At 66.5% G+C, this 18,288-nt stretch carries 15 protein-coding genes; 11 read left to right on the top strand and 4 right to left on the bottom strand.

Annotated features, from left to right (window positions below):
- Window positions 1–27: 27 nt before the first annotated feature.
- Complete coding sequence (locus ASG86_RS03980; protein WP_056330566.1) at window positions 28–633, bottom strand: malonic semialdehyde reductase; 606 nt, start codon at window positions 631–633, stop codon at window positions 28–30.
- Between the two features lie 200 nt (window positions 634–833).
- Between ASG86_RS03980 and ASG86_RS03975 the strand changes: the two genes are divergently transcribed.
- On the top strand, window positions 834–2,186 hold the full coding sequence (locus tag ASG86_RS03975) for a uracil-xanthine permease family protein (protein WP_056330564.1): 1,353 nt from the start codon (window positions 834–836) through the stop codon (window positions 2,184–2,186).
- Here the strand turns inward: ASG86_RS03975 and ASG86_RS03970 are convergent.
- The gene (locus tag ASG86_RS03970; RefSeq protein ID WP_056330561.1) at window positions 2,183–3,109 is read right to left on the bottom strand and encodes an SGNH/GDSL hydrolase family protein; all 927 of its coding nucleotides are present in this window, start codon (window positions 3,107–3,109) and stop codon (window positions 2,183–2,185) included. The two genes, ASG86_RS03975 and ASG86_RS03970, sit on opposite strands and share 4 nt — an antisense overlap.
- Complete coding sequence (locus tag ASG86_RS03965; RefSeq protein ID WP_056330558.1) at window positions 3,106–3,990, bottom strand: GAF and ANTAR domain-containing protein; 885 nt, start codon at window positions 3,988–3,990, stop codon at window positions 3,106–3,108. The genes ASG86_RS03970 and ASG86_RS03965 overlap by 4 nt, the downstream gene beginning before the upstream one ends.
- Window positions 3,991–4,172: 182 nt before the next feature.
- Here ASG86_RS03965 and ASG86_RS03960 point away from each other — a divergent pair, with 182 nt between their 5' ends.
- The 5 genes from ASG86_RS03960 to treS all read left to right on the top strand — a co-directional run bounded on the left by ASG86_RS03960 (window position 4,173) and on the right by treS (window position 11,533).
- Window positions 4,173–5,057, top strand: a complete 885-nt coding sequence (locus ASG86_RS03960; protein WP_056330556.1) for a LysR family transcriptional regulator — start codon at window positions 4,173–4,175, stop codon at window positions 5,055–5,057.
- A 216-nt stretch (window positions 5,058–5,273) separates the two neighbouring features.
- On the top strand, window positions 5,274–6,371 hold the full coding sequence (locus ASG86_RS03955; protein WP_056330551.1) for a tartrate dehydrogenase: 1,098 nt from the start codon (window positions 5,274–5,276) through the stop codon (window positions 6,369–6,371).
- A gap of 130 nt (window positions 6,372–6,501) precedes the next feature.
- On the top strand, window positions 6,502–7,953 hold the full coding sequence (dctA, locus tag ASG86_RS03950) for a C4-dicarboxylate transporter DctA (protein WP_056330548.1): 1,452 nt from the start codon (window positions 6,502–6,504) through the stop codon (window positions 7,951–7,953).
- Window position 7,954: 1 nt separating this feature from the next.
- Entirely contained in the window at window positions 7,955–9,175 is a 1,221-nt protein-coding gene (locus tag ASG86_RS03945; RefSeq protein WP_082566662.1) for a glycerate kinase, read from the top strand.
- A gap of 81 nt (window positions 9,176–9,256) precedes the next feature.
- Complete coding sequence (treS, locus tag ASG86_RS03940; RefSeq protein ID WP_056330545.1) at window positions 9,257–11,533, top strand: maltose alpha-D-glucosyltransferase; 2,277 nt, start codon at window positions 9,257–9,259, stop codon at window positions 11,531–11,533.
- A 35-nt stretch (window positions 11,534–11,568) separates the two neighbouring features.
- On the opposite strand, the gene ASG86_RS03935 is transcribed toward treS, so the two are convergent.
- Window positions 11,569–12,786 carry an ROK family transcriptional regulator gene (locus ASG86_RS03935; RefSeq protein ID WP_056330542.1) on the bottom strand — a complete coding sequence of 406 codons (1,218 nt, stop codon included), beginning with the start codon at window positions 12,784–12,786 and terminating at the stop codon, window positions 11,569–11,571.
- Between the two features lie 239 nt (window positions 12,787–13,025).
- Between ASG86_RS03935 and ASG86_RS03930 the strand changes: the two genes are divergently transcribed.
- The 5 genes from ASG86_RS03930 to ASG86_RS03910 all read left to right on the top strand — a co-directional run bounded on the left by ASG86_RS03930 (window position 13,026) and on the right by ASG86_RS03910 (window position 18,254).
- Window positions 13,026–14,120: a Gfo/Idh/MocA family protein gene (locus ASG86_RS03930; protein WP_056330540.1), complete on the top strand. Its 1,095-nt coding sequence runs from the start codon at window positions 13,026–13,028 to the stop codon at window positions 14,118–14,120.
- Window positions 14,117–14,947 (top strand): hypothetical protein, encoded by an 831-nt coding sequence (locus tag ASG86_RS03925; protein ID WP_056330537.1) that lies wholly within the window; start codon window positions 14,117–14,119, stop codon window positions 14,945–14,947. The genes ASG86_RS03930 and ASG86_RS03925 overlap by 4 nt, the downstream gene beginning before the upstream one ends.
- Before the next feature lie 113 nt (window positions 14,948–15,060).
- Complete coding sequence (locus tag ASG86_RS03920) at window positions 15,061–16,389, top strand: ABC transporter substrate-binding protein (protein WP_056330533.1); 1,329 nt, start codon at window positions 15,061–15,063, stop codon at window positions 16,387–16,389.
- A gap of 12 nt (window positions 16,390–16,401) precedes the next feature.
- Window positions 16,402–17,364, top strand: coding sequence for a carbohydrate ABC transporter permease (locus ASG86_RS03915; RefSeq protein ID WP_056330530.1), 963 nt, complete (start codon window positions 16,402–16,404; stop codon window positions 17,362–17,364).
- On the top strand, window positions 17,364–18,254 hold the full coding sequence (locus ASG86_RS03910) for a carbohydrate ABC transporter permease (protein WP_056330526.1): 891 nt from the start codon (window positions 17,364–17,366) through the stop codon (window positions 18,252–18,254). The genes ASG86_RS03915 and ASG86_RS03910 overlap by 1 nt, the downstream gene beginning before the upstream one ends.
- Window positions 18,255–18,288 lie beyond the last annotated feature (34 nt).

The following is an 18,288-nucleotide window of genomic DNA, read 5'->3' as shown; positions in this document are numbered from 1 at the left end:
CCGCCAAAAGTGAGCGGGCGTCGGGTGCTAGACGGTGCGGACAGCCTCGTCGTAGGAGAACTTGGGTTTTGCCTCGCCCCAGGCGTCGGCGGCCGGCTGGCCGATATTGACCACCAGGAAGCTCTTCTGGTCGCCGCCCGGGAAGAAGGCGGCGTCGATCGCGGCGAAGTCGGCGCCGGTCATGGGGCCTGCGGCGAACCCGAGCGAGCGGACGGCCAGGATGAAGTAGCCCGCCTGCAGGTGGGCGTTGTTGTTGCCCGTGGCGGCGGCGAGTTCCGGGTCGGCGTCGTACATCGCCTTGGGGGCGTTGTAGCCGGGGAGGAAGTCGTCCCACTTGCCGGCCCAGTCGGTGTCGTAGCTGAGGATGGCCACGAGCGGAGCCGAGGCGGTCTTGGCCTGGTTGCCGCGGGACAGCGCGTCCACCAGGGTGGCCCGGGCCTCCGGCGAGCGGACGTAGGTGACGCGCAGCGGCTGGGAGTTGAAGGCGGTGGGGCCGAACTTGGTGAGCTCGTAGATGGCCTGGGCCTGCTCGTCGGTCACCTCGCCGGTGAAGGAGTTGGCAGTGCGGGCCTGGGCGAAGATGGCGTCCACGGCTGCCGAATCGATAACCGCTTCTTCGTGGGCAATGGTCATTGGCTTACCTTTCGCTGCGCCGCCCGCCTGCCGGGGTGGCCTCTGATGCTTTCCATAGTTGCAACTTCAACTGCTTTCCCCCTCTTCCCGTGACGGCAGGTGACGTTGGGCACAGTAGACCGGCAGGAAATACTTGGCGGTATTCTGGACCGAGTTATTCTTTGCCCCCTCGCGGCACCCCCTGAAAGGCATTCCTTCCCATGAGCATGCTCGGAATCAAATGGAAGCTGCACGGCACCGGCAAAACCATCAAGCCCGGCCAGGTGGTGGCCCCGGATGAGCGGTTGGCGTGGCCCCTGACCATCGGCGTGGGTATGCAGCACGTGGTGGCCATGTTCGGCGCCACCTTCCTGGTTCCCATCATTACCGGGATGCCGCCGGCCACCACGCTGTTCTTCTCGGGAATCGGCACGCTGCTGTTCCTGGTGATCACTAAGGGCCGGGTCCCCAGCTACCTGGGCTCGAGCTTCGCGTTCATCGCCCCCATCACGGCTTCGCAGGCACAGTTCGGCATCCCCGGCGCCCTGGGCGGCGTGGTGCTGGCCGGCGCCACCCTGGCCCTGGTGGGTGCCGTGGTGCAGAAGTTCGGCGCCGGCTGGATCAACCGGCTGATGCCGCCCATCGTCACTGGCGCCATCGTGGCCCTGATCGGGCTGAACCTGGCCCCCGCCGCCAAGCAGAACTTCGACGCCGCCCCGATCACCGCCCTCATCACACTGGTCACCATCATCCTGGTCAGCGTCCTGTTCCGCGGGATCCTGGGCCGGCTCAGCATCCTGGTGGGCGTGGTGGTGGGCTACCTGGTGGCCATGCTCCGCGGCGAGGTGAAGTACGACAAGATGGACGCCGCAGCCTGGGTAGGCCTGCCGCACTTCCAGACCCCCGAGTTCCACATCGGCGTCCTGGGCCTGTTCGTCCCCGTGGTGCTGGTGCTGGTGGCAGAGAACATCGGCCACGTGAAGTCCGTTGCCGCCATGACCGGGCAGAACCTCGACGGCGTCTCCGGGCGCGCGCTGATGGCCGACGGTGCAGCCACGGTGCTGGCCGGCCTGGGCGGCGGGTCGGGCACCACCACGTACGCGGAGAACATCGGCGTCATGGCGGCCACCAAGGTGTATTCGACGGCGGCCTACTGGGTGGCGGGCATGTTCGCCATCCTGCTCAGCTTCTCGCCCAAGTTCGGCGAGCTGATCGCCACCGTCCCGGCAGGAGTGCTGGGCGGCGCGGCCACCATGCTGTACGGCATGATCGGCATCCTGGGCGTGAAGATCTGGGTACAGAACAAGGTGAACTTCTCCAACCCGGTCAACCTGACCACTGCCGCGGTGGCCCTGATCATCGGCATCGCGGACTACACCTGGACCATCGGCGACCTGAAGTTCACCGGCATCGCCCTGGGTTCGGCTGCCGCGCTGGTGATCTACCACGGCATGAAGGCCATCGCGAAGGCACGCGGAACGGTGGCCGAACCCGAAACCGAGCAGGGCGTAATGCCGCCCGCGGCCAAGGCCGCCATGAAGGCCGCGGCCAAGCGTTCCCCCAGGAAGCGCTAAGCCGCGCTGCCGGTTCCCAGTTCCGGGTCCGTTCGCGGCACCACATAGGCGGCCCCGGGCAGGGACGCACCGACGGCCGGATGGCCGGGCGGGAAGGGACCGGGACGGCCAAGGCCGAACACCGGGCCCGGCTGCGGCCGCTTCGCCGCCAATCCATTCAACTGATGGGGCCGCATCCGCTTCAGCACCCACGGCACGAAGTACTGCTTGGCCCACACCAGGTCCTCGGCCCGTGCCTGCGTCCAGCCGTGGGCCGGAAGCGGCCGGGGCTGGGAGGGCTTGAGCGTGTGCGGCACGCCCAGGGCGTTGAGGGTGGCCACGGCCACCGAGTGGTGGCCCAGCGGGGAGAGGTGCAGCCGGTCCGGATCCCACATCAGCGTGTGCTGCAGTTCCGGCAGGCACCAGAGGTCAACCATGATGGCGTGGTGCCTGGCCCCGATCCGGTGGAGGTGTTCGTTGTAGATGGCCACGCGGCCGCGGATCTTGCCGAAGACCGGCGTGTTCCCCCAGTCCGGTCCGGCATAGAGCAGGACTGTGGCGCCGGTAGCTGCCAGGACGCCCACGGCCTCATCAATCTTTTCCGCCAGCTTGTCCGGGTCGCCGTGGCGGAACACGATGTCGTTGCCACCGCCGGACATGGCGATCAGGTCGGGCTTCAGCTCCAGTGCCTGTTCCAGCTGCCCGTCGAGGATCTGCCGCAGCAGCAGGCCGCGGATGGCCAGGTTGGCATAGGCGAAGTCCGCCTGGCTGTCGGCCAGTTCCTCCGCCACCCGGTCAGCCCAGCCCCGGAGACCCCCCAGGCTGTGCGGTTCGGGGTCGCCAATGCCTTCCGTGTAGGAGTCCCCCAGGGCAACGAAACGGTGCCAGGGGTGCCGGTCCGGTCCGTCCGCGATGGAGCGCAGTTCATGTTTCTCGATGGTCATGCTGTCCTCCCTTCCGCAGCGGGCGGGGGTTCCTTCCCCGCCGCAGCGTCCTTGCGGGGCGACGTTCCGGTTGGAATGTCCCGCCCCGCCGACGACGGCCGCGGCAGCTCCGCCACGCCGTCGTACGTTTCCTGCCGCAGCCCCGAAGGCTGCCCGGCCCCCGGGCCCATCCCCGTGGGGGCCACAACGTTCAATGCCGCGTCCCGGAGATCCAGTTCATGGTGCAGCGCCTGCGTCTGCAGGAACCGCAGCGCGCCCTCCCGGGTGAGTCCGTATTCGTCCATCAGGCTGCGCACAGCGAGGTCTACCAGGACCAGGGAGCTTTGGACGACGGCGAGGCCCGCCGTCGCTTCCGCGCGCTCGGCTACGCGGACCACAACACGAAGGGCACGCGCCACCTCACGGGCATAGCTTTGGCTGAGTACCAGGTCATCGCTGGTGAAGGTGTGCGGGGACGGCGCGTAAAGGTTGATGCCGGCGCTGGTCCCGCCTTCGGTGAGGATGGGGACGGAGAGCAGGGACTGCACGCCGTGGCCGGCGGCGGCGCTGGAATACCCGGGCCAGCGGCGGTCCCGGCTCAGGTCCGACACCAGGACGAACTCCCCCGTCCGCATGGCTTCCATGACCGGTCCATCGGCAAACGAGCATTGTTCGCGGTCCGCCTCAAGTGCCTGCTCAGTGCTGGCCGCAAGGGTGTGCGCCTTGCCCAGGCGGAAGAGGGTGGCCGCCCAGCTGATGCTGCGGTGCTCACCTTTGATGCCCGCCATGAAGTCGCGGGTCACATCCCGGAGGTAGTCTTCAACGTCCTTGCTGTCGAAAACCGGCTCCGGGGCAACTGGAAGCGGTCCCCAGCCAACCTGCCCCATGGGTTCAGCGGCCATGCTCCAGCCCTGCTATCAGCACTTCGGCCCACTGCAAAACCTTTGTTCTAAGAATACGACCGGCGGCCGCCTTAGTGGGCAAAGTGGGCGAAACAAGGGGGAAAGGGGATTCGCGGTACGGGGCCGGCGTAGGTAGGCTTCAGGCGCATCGCAGCAACGGCCGGCCGCAGAAGGAGCCCGCTTTGGACACCCGGAAACTGAAGTATTTCCTGGCGGTGGTTGACCACGGCGGCTTCAACCGCGCAGCCGAACAGCTGCTGGTCGCCCAGCCTTCGCTGTCACAAACCATCGCCGGGCTGGAAAAAGAGCTGGGCGTCCCCCTGTTCCACAGGATCGGCCGCCGGGCTGTCCTCAGCGACGCGGGCAAGGAGCTGGTGGGGCCGGCACGGCTGGTGATGCGGGACCTGGCCGCGGCACAATCCGCGGTGCAGGCGCTTCGGGGCATCCGGAGCGGACAGCTGGACATCATCACCATGCCCTCACCGGGAATTGAGCCCCTCACCTCCATGATTGCCGCCTTCACCCAGGCCTACCCGTCGGTCCGGTTGAATGTGGGCGCCGCGTTCACGCCGGAGGAAGTAATTGAATCCGTGCGCAGCGGCAGCACGGAAATTGGATTGGCCGGTTCCCCCACTGCCATCCGCGTTCCCGGCGTCGAAGTCCTGGAACTGGAGCGCCAACCCCTGATCCTCATCGTCAACCCACAGGCGGATACCTTCCGTGCCGGCGGCGCGATCGTGCGGGAGGACCTTGGCGGCCACCGCATCATTGCAAGCCAGCGCGGTTCCCTGATGCGCTGGCTGGTGGACGATGCACTGGCCCAGGGGATCGAAGCGGAGATTGTGGTGGAGGTCGCCCACCGTACGTCCATCCTCCCGCTCGTGTTGGCCGGGGTGGGGCACGCGGTGATGCCCTCCTCCTGGGCGCCCACCGCGCACAAAGCCGGCCTGCGGACGCTCCTGATCGAACCGGTCCTGCACCTGGAGGTAGCCATCCTGAGCCGCAAGGACGATCTCACTCCCGCGGCCTGCGCTTTCCTGGAGGTCGCCGGTCAGCACGCGGAATAACCCAGGTTTATCGATTGCTCCGATAACGCCGTTTTGGGGGCTCAAAAGGGCGTTATCGGAGCAATCGATGGAAACGTTGATAGGCCCTTCCTATCAGCCGGATCGAATCTTGGTCTTGGACGCCGGCTGCGCTCCCCCCGTCTACTTGAAGAGGAAGAAATCAGTGTGACTCCGGCAACAGGACACACTGCCCGCATTCAATGAGGAGGTAGCCGCATGGGCGCCAACCAGACTTTCAGCATCGCTTCAATCCCCGCGGACGGCGTGGGCAAGGAAGTGGTGGCTGCCGGCCGCCGCGTCCTGGACACCCTGGCCGAAAACTCCAACGGCAAGTTCGCGTTCGACTGGACTGAGTTCCCCTGGGGCTCGGAGTACTACGCCAGGACCGGTCAGATGATGGACCCCAAGGGGCTGGAAGCCCTCAAGGACTTCGACGCCATCTACTTCGGGGCCGTCGGCTGGGAAAACGTTCCGGACCACGTCAGCCTGTGGGGCCTGCGCCTGAACATCACCCAGAATTTCGACCAGTGGGCCAACATCCGCCCCGTGAAGTTCCTCCCGGGCGTGCAGTCCCCGCTGCGCAAAGCCGACAACACGGAACTGGACTGGATTGTGGTCCGCGAAAACAGCGAGGGTGAATACGCCGGTCTGGGCGGTCGCAACCTCAGCGGCCGCGGCCCGGGCAACGAGGTGGCACTGCAGACCGCGCTGTTCACCGAAAAGGGCTGCGAGCGCATCATGCGCTTCGCTTTCGACCTGGCCCGCACACGCACGGTGAAGAAGGTGTCCTCGGTGACCAAGTCCAACGCCCAGCAGTACGGCATGGTCCTCTGGGACGAGGTCTTCAACCGTGTGGCCCTGGACTACCCGGACGTCCAGACCGAGAGCGTCCTGGTGGATGCCATGAGCGCCAAGTTCATCCTTAAGCCCGAGGACCTGTCAGTAGTGGTGGCGTCCAACCTCAACGCAGATATCCTCTCCGACCTCGGCTCCGCACTGGCGGGAAGCCTGGGGCTGGCAGCGAGCGCCAACCTGAACCCTGAGCGCCGCTTCCCGTCCATGTTCGAACCCGTTCACGGTTCGGCGCCGGACATCGCCGGCCAGGGCATCAGCAACCCCATCGGCGCCATCGCGTCCGCCGCGCTCATGCTGGACCACTTCGGCCTGCGCGGCGAAGCCCGCCAGGTGGAGGCAGCCATCGAGGCAGCCACCGGCTCCGGGCACCTGACCCGCGACGTGGGCGGCAACGCCACCACCGAGGACGTCACCGAGGCAATCATCAAGGCCCTGACGCTGACACCCGCCGCAGTCTAGGTCACCCACCAAAGTATTGGCCCACTAACGGTGACGTACGACGGCGGCTGGTGGCCGCCGTCGGACGTCACCCCCTCAACAGACTTCTTCAGCAATCCTCCAGCGACATTCCAACAATGAGGTAGGAATCATGGACCACAACAGCACGGCCGCAGCTGCAACAGCGGCCCCTAGAACACGTTGGTACCGGCAGTTGTATTTCTGGGTACTGACAGCCATCGTCATCGGCATCCTGGTGGGCTGGCTCGCCCCGGCAACCGGCATCGCCATGGAGCCAATCGGCACCACGTTCGTGAACGCGATGAAGATGCTCATCGGACCCATCGTCTTCCTCACGATCGTGGGCGGCATCGCCAGCGTCGCCGACCTGAAAAAGGTGGGCATGACCGGGCTGAAGGCGCTGACATACTTCCAGGTGGGCACCATCTGCGCACTGGCCTTCGGGCTGGTGGCCATCAATATCTTCCGCCTGGGCGACGGCGTGAACGCCGACGCCAGCACTATCAAGACCTCGGACTCGGCCGCCAAGCTGATCGACGCCGGCGCGCACCAGGAATGGTGGGAGTTCATCACCCACATCATCCCCACCAGCGTGGTCCAGCCGTTCGTGGCGGGCGACATCCTGCAGATCATCTTCATCGCCGTCGTCTTCGGCATCGCGCTGAACGCCATCGGCAAGGTAGGGGCTCCCGTACTCGACGGCATCCAGCGCCTCACCGCCGTGATGTTCAAGATCCTCAGCTTCATCATGAAAGCGGCACCGCTTGGCGCGTTCGGCGCCATGGCCTACGCGGTGGGCAAGTACGGCGTCTCATCCCTAACCAGCATGGGCGGGCTCATCGCGCTCTTCTATGCCACCTCCATCCTGTTCGTGGTGGTTGTCCTCGGCTCCATCATGGCCTTCCTGAAACTGAATATCTTCAGCATGATCCGGCACCTCAAAGAGGAGTACATGCTCATCCTGGGCACCTCCACGGCCGAACCCGCCCTCCCTGGCCTGATGCGCAAGCTGGAACACGCCGGTGTCAAGAAGGAAACCGTGGGCCTTGTGGTCCCTACCGGCTACAGCTTCAACCTGGACGGCGCCGCCATCTACCTGTCCCTCGCTGCCCTGTACATCGCCCAGGCCACCAACACCAACCTGACCATCGGCCAGCAGCTGGGCCTGCTCGCCGTCATGCTGCTGACCTCCAAGGGCGCCGCAGGCGTGGCAGGCGGCGGCTTCATTGCCCTGACGGCTACGCTGGCCACCATCGGCACCATCCCGGCGGCCGGCATCATGCTGATCTTCGGCATCGACAAGTTCATGTCCGAGTGCCGCGCCCTGGTCAACTTCACCGGCAACGCTGTGGCCACCCTCTTCATCGCCTGGTGGGACCGCACGCTTGACGCCGACCGTGTCCGCCGCGTCTTTGCCGGCGAAGCAGTGGAACCCCTGCCCGCGCAGGTCACGGGGCCGGGCGACGGAACCGCCCCGAACGATGACGACCTCCACCAGGTGCCTGTCTCCGGGAAGGATCCGGCCGGCGTCGGGCATCCCCTCCCTGCCGATCGCCGCCCCGCCTACTCCGAGACCGTCTGACATGTCCACCTTCACACCTCCCGTCCGTGCCCTCATCGCGCCGGACAAGTTCAAGGGCAGCCTGACTGCAGGTGAGGTGGGCCAGGCCCTGGCGGCGGGGCTCCGGTCCACCGCCGGGGCCGGCCGGGCCGTCCAGTGCGACCTTCTGCCACTGGCCGACGGCGGCGACGGCAGCGTGGACGCCGCGGTCTCGGCAGGCTTCGCCCGGCACACCTGCCAGGTCACCGGACCAACAGGGCAGCAAGTGCAGGCGTCCATTGCCTTCGATGGCGTGACCGCTGTCGTGGAAGTTGCCAACACCTGCGGGATCTCGCTCCTGCCCCACGGCGCCCTTGACGCGCTCAACTCCTCCAGCCGCGGATTCGGCGAGGCCATCCGCTTCGCGCTCAGCCTGGCGCCGGCGCGGATCGTGCTGGCGCTGGGCGGTAGTGCCAGCACCGACGGCGGGATGGGGATGCTGTCCGCCCTGGGCTACACCTTTACCGACGCTGATGGCAGCCAGCTGGAAGGGACAGGGCAGGCCCTGTCCCGGATCCACTCAGTCCAGGGCTTCCCCATTCCCGGCCTGGCGGCGGCTGAACTGATCGTGGCCAGCGACGTCTCCAATCCCCTGACCGGTCCTTACGGTGCCGCGGCCGTCTTTGGACCACAAAAGGGGGCAGTGCCGGCGGACGTGGCGGGCCTCGATGCCGGACTGGTGCACTTCGTGGCAAGGATGGCAGACGCAGGATTTGCCTCCGGCCCCGAACTGGCCCGCCATGAAGGAGCCGGCAGCGCCGGCGGAATAGGCTACGCCTGCCTCCTGCTCGGCGCACGGCAGGTTTCTGGAGCGGACTTCTTTCTGGACCTGCTGGATTTCGATACGCGCAGGGACACCTGCGATGTGGTCATCACGGGTGAAGGCAGCATCGACCTGCAGACCCTCGCCGGCAAACTACCGGCCGCCGTGGCCCGCCGTTCCGGGGGGCGCCCCATCATCGCGGTGGCTGGTCGCTCCCTGCTGCCCCGTGAACGGTGGGCAGACCTGTCCCTGAGCCGGGTGTATGCCCTGGCTGACTACACCAGCCGGAATTCCGCCAAGGACCCCCGGCTCTCCGCCGCCATCCTCCAGCAGATTGGCCGGGACATCGGAGAAAGCATCCTCCAGCCCGGGCACGTTTGTCCCTTCCACCAGCCCCGCCGCGCAGTAGCATCGGGAGAGGGGACGCCGAATACTCCCTGATGCCCTGGGTACCTTTCCTTGGGCAAGGGGTCTTTTGAGCATCCATGCCAGCACGGAAACGAGCAATGGAAAGAGGAGCTTATGCGGGAGCCGGGCACCAGCGGGAACACTTCGGAAGCGGATGCAGCCGCAGGCAACGGGGAAGTGGAAGCGGGCGCTGCGGAGCCGTCAGCGGAACTGGACGTCAATTTCGACGAGCAGTTCTTTGCAGCCAGGCCAAAGGCGCTGCGGCCCATCGCACGCCGGCGCCAGTTCGTAGGCAGCAGGCCGTCTTTCGAGTTCGACGGCAGGAACGCGGCCTACGTGGACTGGCTCCGCAACCAGGCCATGCTCGGGGACGCCAATACGTTGGCGCGGCAGCTGTCCGGCCAGGCCAGCATGTGGCAAAACTCGTATGCCCATCCCAACCCGCGGGCCGCCGTCGAACGTGCCTCCGTGTGGTTCACCGCCTACCCGCTGTCCTTCATCACCCCCACCGGCCAGTCGTTCCTCTCCGCCCTGGGCGATCCGGCCATGTGGAAGGCGTTCCGTGAGATCGGCATCCGCGGGATCCACACCGGCCCCGTGAAGCTCGCCGGCGGCATCAGCGGCTGGTCCCACACTCCCAGCGTGGACGGGCACTTCGACCGCATCAGCATGGCGATCGATCCGGTCTTCGGCACCGAGGAGGAGTTCCGCCGCATGTGCGAGGTGGCTGCTGAGCACGACGGCACCGTCATCGACGACATCGTCCCGGGCCACACCGGCAAGGGTGCGGACTTCCGCCTGGCCGAGATGAACTTCCGGGACTACCCCGGCATCTACCACATGGTGGACATCCCCGAAGAGGACTGGCACCTCCTCCCGGACGTCCCGGAGGGGGCCGACTCGGTCAATCTCAGCCCCGACTCGGAGCAGGCGCTGCAGAAGGCCGGCTACATCATCGGCCGGCTCCAGCGGGTCATCTTCTACGAACCCGGAGTGAAGGAGACCAACTGGAGCGCCACCCGGCCCATCGTGGACACCACCGGCAAGACCCGCCGCTGGGTCTACCTGCACTACTTCAAGGCCGGGCAGCCCTCCATCAACTGGCTGGACCCCACCTTCGCGGGAATGCGCCTGGTGGTGGGCGACGCCCTGCATTCGCTCGTGGACCTTGGCACCGGCGCACTGCGCCTTGATGCCAACGGCTTCCTGGGCGTGGAGAAGAGCGCCGAAGAACAGCCCGGCTGGTCCGAGGGGCATCCGCTGTCCGAGGCAGCCAACCAGCTCATCGGCTCCATGATCCGGAAGGTGGGCGGGTTCTCCTTCCAGGAGCTGAACCTGACCATCGACGACATCAAGGCAACGTCGGACGCCGGCCCGGACCTCTCCTACGACTTCATCACCCGGCCCGCGTACCACTACTCCCTGATCACGGCCGATACCGAGTTCCTGCGGCTGACCCTCCGCCTTTCCCTGGAGATCGGTGTGGACCAGGCCTCGCTGGTGCATGCACTGCAGAACCATGACGAACTCACCTACGAGCTCCTGCACTTCGCCGCCGGGCACCGGGACGAGATGTTCGAGCTCAACGGCGAGGAACTCACCGGCGCCCAGCTGGCCGAACAGATCCAGCAGACCATGCGTGAGCGGCTGACCGGCGAGAACGGGCCCTACAACGCCGTCTTCACCACCAACGGCATTGCCTGCACCTCGGTCAGCTTCATCATGGCTGCGCTGGGCATCAAGGACCCGTCCGCCACCACCCCGGAACAGGAAGCCCAGATCCGGGACGTCCACCTGCTCCTGGCCATGTACAACGCCCTGCAGCCCGGCGTCTTTGCCCTGTCCGGCTGGGACCTCACAGGCATCCTGGCCCTGGACCGGAGCAGCGTACGGGAACTGACCTCGCAGGGTGACACCCGCTGGATCAACCGCGGCGCCCACGACCTCATGGGCACCAGCCCGGACGCAATCACCTCCTCCTCAGGGATGCCGCGGGCCCGCAGCCTCTATGGCCCGCTGCCGGACCAGCTGAAGGACCCCGAGTCGTTCGCGCGCCGGCTGCAGCGCATCCTCACCGTGCGGGAAGAGAACGGCATCGCCACCGGGACCTTGCTCGATGTCCCGGACGTCTCCAACCGCAGCGCACTGGTGCTGGTCAACAGGCTGACGGACGGGACCCTGCAGGTCACGGCGCTCAACTTCTCCGGGCAGGACATCGCCGGCAGCATCCAGTCCAACGAGCTGCCCTCAGGTGCCAACGTCAAGGACCTGTTCAGCGGCGAAACCGTGGGGCAGGTGGATGACCTGCACAGCTTCTTCCTGGAGCTGCCCGCCTACGGCGGGACTGCGCTGATCCTGACCGAAGCACCCGAAGCGGAGGCGGAGGCCTAAAGCCAGGCAGCGGGGTAACGCGGGGATCCCCTGCGTTACCCGGCGATGGCGCCTGCCAGCGTTGCTTCGATGACGGCCGGCGAGAGGACATACTGGGTGACCAGTTTGCTGGCACCAAGGACTGCCGCCTGGCTGCCGGCGCGCGAGCCGTTGATGCGCAGGTGCGAGGTGGCCAGAGGCGGAGAGCGCCGGTACACCACCTCGCGGATGCCCGCCACCAGGTGCTCCCCCGTCTCGCCGACGCTGCCGCCCACCACAATGACGGACGGGTTGAGCAGGTTTACCACTGTGGCCAGCACCTCGCCGATGTCCCGGCCGGCCTGGCGCAGCGCCTGAATGGCCTGCAGGTTGCCGTCAGCGGCGAGCCGGAGTACGTCCGCGCCCTTCGCCACGTCCAGCCCCTGGTCCCGGAGGGAACGCACGACGGCGGGACCTGACGCCAGCGCTTCCAGGCACCCGTAGTTTCCACAGGCACACAGGACATCCGCGCCGCGCGCCACCTGTATGTGCCCCAGGTCGCCTGCCGTGCCGTTGGCGCCACGCTGCAGTTCCCCGTTGCTGATGATGCCGGAGCCGATTCCGGTAGCCACCTTCACGAAGAAGAAGTTGTTGTGTTCGGGCCAGTGGGCGGACTGCTCCCCCAACGCCATGATGTTCACGTCGTTGTCCACCAGCACGTGCACGGGCAGGGACCGCTGGACGTAGCTGACTACGTCGAACCCGTCCCAGCCGGGCATGATGGGCGGCTTGACGGGCTTGCCCGTGTCATGTTCCACGGGCCCGGGCAGGCCAATGCCGATCCCGGCGAGTTCGGCCACGCTTCGTCCGGTGGACGCCAGCAGCTCCTTGCCCTGCGCCACCACCTGGTCCAGGACCGCTTCCGGGCCGTCGGCCACCTGCTGCGCCAGCCGGTGTTCGGCCAGGATGTTTCCGCCGAGGTCCGTGACCGCCACGATGACATGGGTGGCGCCCACGTCCACGGCCAGCACCAGGCGGGCGGCCGGGTTGAAGGCAAAGCGCGACGGCGGCCTGCCGCCGCTGGAGAGCGCCTCGCCCGCAGGGCCCACCAGGCCGGACAGCATCAGCGCGTCGATCCGCGAGGCCACCGTTGACCGGGCCAGTCCCGTACTCAGGGCAAGCTCGGCGCGGGTGCGGGCCTGGCCGTCACGCAACAGCTGGAAGAGGTCGCCGGCGCGCGACAGGCTGCCGACGTCGGCGTCTTTTCCGGCCTGCCTGCCCGTCACTGAAGTCATGTCTAAGTCATAACACTCTTACTTACGGCTGTCATCACGGCAGAAGAATGACGCGCAACAAACAACTTTTGCTTGACGTGCGTCAAAAGTAGTTCTACGTTGTGATTCAAGGCACATTCGCGGACCTGATGGTGGACATCAGCCGCAGTGATCCCGGCACCGCCGCCGCCACAGGCAGCCCGTTTACGCACCAGAGTCCGTCCAGATCCCAGAGTCCGCTTACAAAGAGGTAACTGAACTTGTCCCATGACACAGCGCCCGCAGACCGCCCCCTCGGCGTCGGCATCCTCGGCGCCGGGCCCGTCACCCAAGCCATCCACCTCCCGGCCCTGGCACGCCTCCAGGACATCCTGGAAGTCCGGCACATCATGGATGTGGACCCTGCCGTTGCCTCATCGGTGGCGGCCCGCGTCGGAGCAACCGCCGGCACCAGCATGGATGCGCTGATGAACGATCCGGCCGTTGACGTCGTAGCGATCTGCAGCCCCCACCAGTTCCACGCTGACCAGGTCATCGCCGCCTGCAGGGCCGGGAAGCAAGCCGTCCTCTGCGAAAAGCCCTTCGCAATGAACGCCGGGGAAGCTGCGCGCATCTCGGCGGTCAGCAGCGAAACGGGCGTACCCATCGTCGTGGGCGCCATGCACACCTTTGATCCGGGCTGGCTCGCGGCGGAACAGAACTGGGGCGACCTCCCGGAGCAGGTCCACACCATCCGCTCCTCCATCGTCCTGCCGCCCAATGCCCGCTTCGAGGACTTCGCCACCGAAATTCTCACGCGTCCCGCCGCCGGCGAGCCCAACTACTCGGACATCAACGTCATCAAGAACGCGCTTCGGGGCGGGATCATGGGCCTGGCCATCCACGACCTGCCCCTGGTCCGCCGGTTTACCCCGGACTTCGCGGACATCGAGGTCCTCCAGGTGCTCCACGTCCGCCCGTTCGGCTACGCCGTGTCGCTCCGCACCCCAACCCGCGTCATCGAACTGCGTGCCGTCATGAACAGCACGTGGAAGCCTGAATGGACCTTTGAGGCAATCGCGGATGATGCAGCATTGCACATCGACTTTACGCCGTCCTACGTCCAGGCCGGTTCGGCGGTCGCCAGGCTGACCAGCCGCGGCGGCAGCGAAACGCGCACGTTCGGCCCCTATGGGCATAACGGCTACGAGGGCGAATGGCGTGAACTGGCGGAGCTGGCCAAAGGAACCCGCCAGGCGCCCTCCGCCCAGGCACTGATCGACGACCTCACCTTTGCCCTCGCCATCGCGGACGCAACTGTAGACAGTGCCCCAGGACAGGCCGACACGGCGGAAAAAGCAGGAGTTTCGGCATGAGCGGTCCGTACACGGTCTTGGCATCCCCCACCGCCCGGGAAGCCGGGGCGGTAACCCAGACGGTGGCTTCACTGCCCGCGACCTTCGCACCTGCGGCGAAGAACCTGCAAAGCACGGCCGACGTGCTGGTGGTTGCGGGCGAACCCGGCTGGACGGACGAAGCCCGCCGCGCCGTGGCCGCTGGTGCCCGCGGCATCGTGGTGGCCAACCCGGTCCCCGAGGACACCCGCGAACTGGCCGCCGCGGCAAACGCCGCAGGAACCGCCGTCGTCCTGGACCTCCGCTGGGCCTCCAATCCCGCGTTGGTGGCGGAAGGCGACGGTCCCGACGCCCGTGACGCAGTGCGCAGCGCCCTGGGCACCGCGTCACTGCTGGACAGTGTTGCCGCGACGGCTCCGGGCACGGACCCGCGGCGGCTCCTTGGCGAGCATCTGGCCGCGCTGCTGGCCGTCAGCGGTCCCCTCCACGAAATGCTCCTCCTCCGCTGCGACGCCACGGGGTACACCGTGGCCGGCAGGCTGGCCAACGGCGCACCGTTCACCGCCCAGGGCGTGCTGACCGCGGCCCGCCCGGCCGGCGTCGATATCCGCCTTTACACCGCCGACGGCGGGGTGGCCGTCCAGGTTCCGGATCCCGACGCGGCCTGGCCGGCCGAAGTCCGGGTCACCGGAACCCACGGCGAACTCCTGCTTCCCACGCTTTACGAATCCGCCCACCGGTCGGCGTGGCGGCGCCTGAAGGACCATCTTGGCGCCGGCACCCGGCCGGACGATCTGGCCGGGTTCGCCCGGCTGACCGACCTCTACGCAACCCTCGCTGACACGTAACCAAACCCACCGATACGCAACCTGAACAGCAGTCCAGTCCCACCTCCACTCTCAACGATGAGCAGGACCGCATCAACGGCGCATCACGCCTGCCGGTCCCGAAAGGACACATCATGAACGCATCTTCCGAACAGCGCCGTTCCTTCAACCGGCGCGGCTTCCTGGGCCTGACGGCTGCCGCTGCCGCAGCACCCCTCCTCGCTGCCTGCGGGGGCGGATCGGCATCGCAGGGCGGAGGCGGAGGCGGAGCAGGCGGCACCGTTAAGTTCTGGGACATGCCCTGGGCCACCCCTGCCTACAACGACGCTGCCAAGGGCATCGCGGAAGGCTTCTCCGGCGCCAACGGCGCCAAGGCGAGCTACCAGATCATCCAGTGGAACAACTTCTACCAGACCTTCTCCTCAGCGATCGCCTCAAAGACGGGCCCGGCCGTCTCCACGGGTGGCGGCTTCCAAGCGTTCCAGTTCGAGCAGCAGGGCCAGATCGCCTACGCGGACAAGGTGATCGAGAAGCTGAAGGCCAACGGCCAGTTCGATGACTTCCTGCCCGGGGTGCTTGACCCGTTCAAGTCGGACAAGGGCTACGTGGCGGTCCCGTGGCAGCTGGACATGCGCGTCTTCTGGTACCGCAAGTCGCTGTTCGAGAAGGCGAACGTTGCCCTCCCCACGGACTGGCCGTCGCTGCTGGAAGCCGGCAAGGCCCTGAAGAAGGTGGGCGCGTTCGGCTTCACCACCGGCGCCGGCGCGGGCAACAACTACGCCAACCACTCCATGATCATGATGATGGTCAACAACGGCGGCGGTGTCTGGAACAAGGACGGCGAGCTTGACCTGATGAACGACCGCAACGTGGAGGCCATGGAGTTCGTCCTGGAACTCGTGTCCAACGGCATCGTGGACCCCGCAGCGGTCAGCTACACCACGGACAACATGTCCGCGCAGTGGAAGGACGGCAAGGCCGGCTACGGCCTGTTCCAGGTGAACGTCCCGCAGCGCGTGGGCGATACCTCGGGCGACCTGCTGGTGGCCGACCCCATCAAGGGCCCGCACGGGGACAAGGCAACGATCGTCTTCCCGAACAACATCATGATGTACACCAACACCCCGTCCCAGGAGGCGTCGGAAGAGTTCCTGGTGTACTACCTGGGCCAGCTCAAGCAGCTGTGGCAGAAGAAGCTGATGTCCGCCCTGCCGGTCTTCAAGTCGATCACCGAGATTCCCGAGTTCGCCAACGACCCCAACAACGTCAAGATCGTCAAGGACTGGCAGCCCATCGCCAAGACCTTCGCCGCCCAGGGCAGCAGGCTCAACGCCAACCTCGCCGCCCTCGACGGCGGGCAGGCACTGAACCAGTTCAGCCAGACCATCATCACCGGAAAGGCCGACGCCAAGACTGCCCTGCAGACCTTCCAGTCCGGCCTCGAATCCGTCCTGAAGAAGTAGGTCGGACCGCCCATGTCCAGCACCACCACCGAGTCCGGCTTTGCCCGGGCCCGCCGCGGGGTTGCCCCCGGCGGATCCGGGACCGCCCACGGCAATCGCAAGAGCAAGCTCTCCGCCCAGGCCACCAGGACCTTCTTTTGGCTCCTGCTTCCCTCCGTGGTCCTCCTTGTCCTGATCCACGGCTACCCGCTGATCTACGCGGCCATCCAGGCGACGCACGATGGAGACCTGCTCCAGACCGGCAACTTCGTGGGCGGGCAGAATTTCGCCACCGTCCTGACCTCGCCTGCGTTCTGGAAGGCCGCCCAGTTCACGCTGTGGTTCACCATCGTGGGCGTCTTCGGTTCCTGGCTCGTCGGCCTGGGCCTGGCCCTGCTCCTGCGCACCAGGATCCCGGCCGGCGGCACCTTCAAGGTCCTGCTGCTCCTGCCCTGGGTGGTGCCCATCGTGGTGTCCTCCACCGCATGGAACTGGCTGGTGGCCACCCCGGACAGCCTCATCCCGTCGCTGTTCCGGAACCTGGGCATGGGCACCCCGCTCTTCCTGGCAGACCCCTCCCTGGCCTCCATCACGGTGATGGTGTTCAAGGTCTGGGTCAGCTTCCCGTTCATGATGATGATGATCTCGGCCGCCCTGGCCTCCGTGGACACCACCGTCTACGAGGCAGCCAGCATGGACGGCGCCAGCCGCTGGCAGCAGTTCACCCAGATCACCCTGCCGCTGATTGCCCGGTCAACCTACATCAGCTGGATCCTGATGACCATCTTCTGCGTCAACGACTTCCCCACCATCTACCTGCTCACCGGCGGCGGCCCTGTCAACGCCACCACCTCCCTGGTGGTCCTGGCCTACCGGACCGTGTTCCAGGACTTTGCCACCGGCCCGGGCGTGGCCATCGCCTTCCTCATGACCATGACCCTGGTGGTCATCTCGGTCATCCTGTACCGCCAGATCCGAAAGTCGAGCGTCGAATAATGAGCGCAGTACTCCACGCCCACCCCGAATCCGGTCCCACGCTCGGCATCGACGCCGGCAAACGCCGCAAGGTCCTCTCCGAGGCGGGCGAGCGCGGCCGCTGGTGGCGCTTCGCAGCGATCCTCATCATCACCGGGATCGTGCTGGTTCCCATCATGGTCACCGTGCTGCTGGCGTTCACCCCCGGGCCCAACAGCACCGCCACCGGTCTGACGTTCGAAAACCTCAGCAATGTGTTTTCCAAGACCTTCGCCGCCACGTGGCTCAAGAACAGCCTGGTCACCACCCTCTCCACCGTGGTGGTGTCGGTGGCCGTGGCCGCACCAGCGGGGTACGTCCTCTCCCGGGGCCGCAGCAAGGCAGTCTCCGGGTATTCGCTGCTGCTGTTCGTGATGCAGTCGCTGCCGATCATCACCTCGGTGGTGCCGCTGTTCATCCTGTTCGCCGGGATGGGCCTGGTGGACAACCTCCTGGGCCTGACCATCATTTACGTCGGTTCCACCATGACGGTTGCCACCTGGATGATGGCCGCCTACTTCGACTCCATCCCCATCAGCCTGGAGGAGGCTTCCTGGATCGACGGGTGCTCGGTTTTCGGCTCCTTCACCAAGGTGGTGCTCCGGAATTCCCTTCCCGGCGTCCTTTCGACAGCGATCTTCGCCTTCCTCCTCGCCTGGAACGACTACCTGGTGGCCATCGTGTTCCTGCGCTCGAATGAAATCTTCACCCTGCCCATGGGCGTACAGTCCTTCTTCCAGCAGAACGCAACGGACTGGACCTCCGTCATGGCCCTGGCCGTGGTCATGATGCTCCCGCCCGTCATCGTCTTCGCCACCCTGAACAAGTACTTCAGCGTCGGCGGCATCGGCGGCTCGCTCGCCGGCCGCTGACCCCAGCCCACACCTACAGAACAGCTAAAGGAAA

It is taken from the genome of Arthrobacter sp. Soil764 (genome assembly GCF_001428075.1).
Taxonomy (GTDB): domain Bacteria; phylum Actinomycetota; class Actinomycetes; order Actinomycetales; family Micrococcaceae; genus Arthrobacter.
The sequence above is the reverse complement of the archived record's forward strand: the minus strand, read 5'-3'. Positions and strand labels throughout refer to the sequence as shown.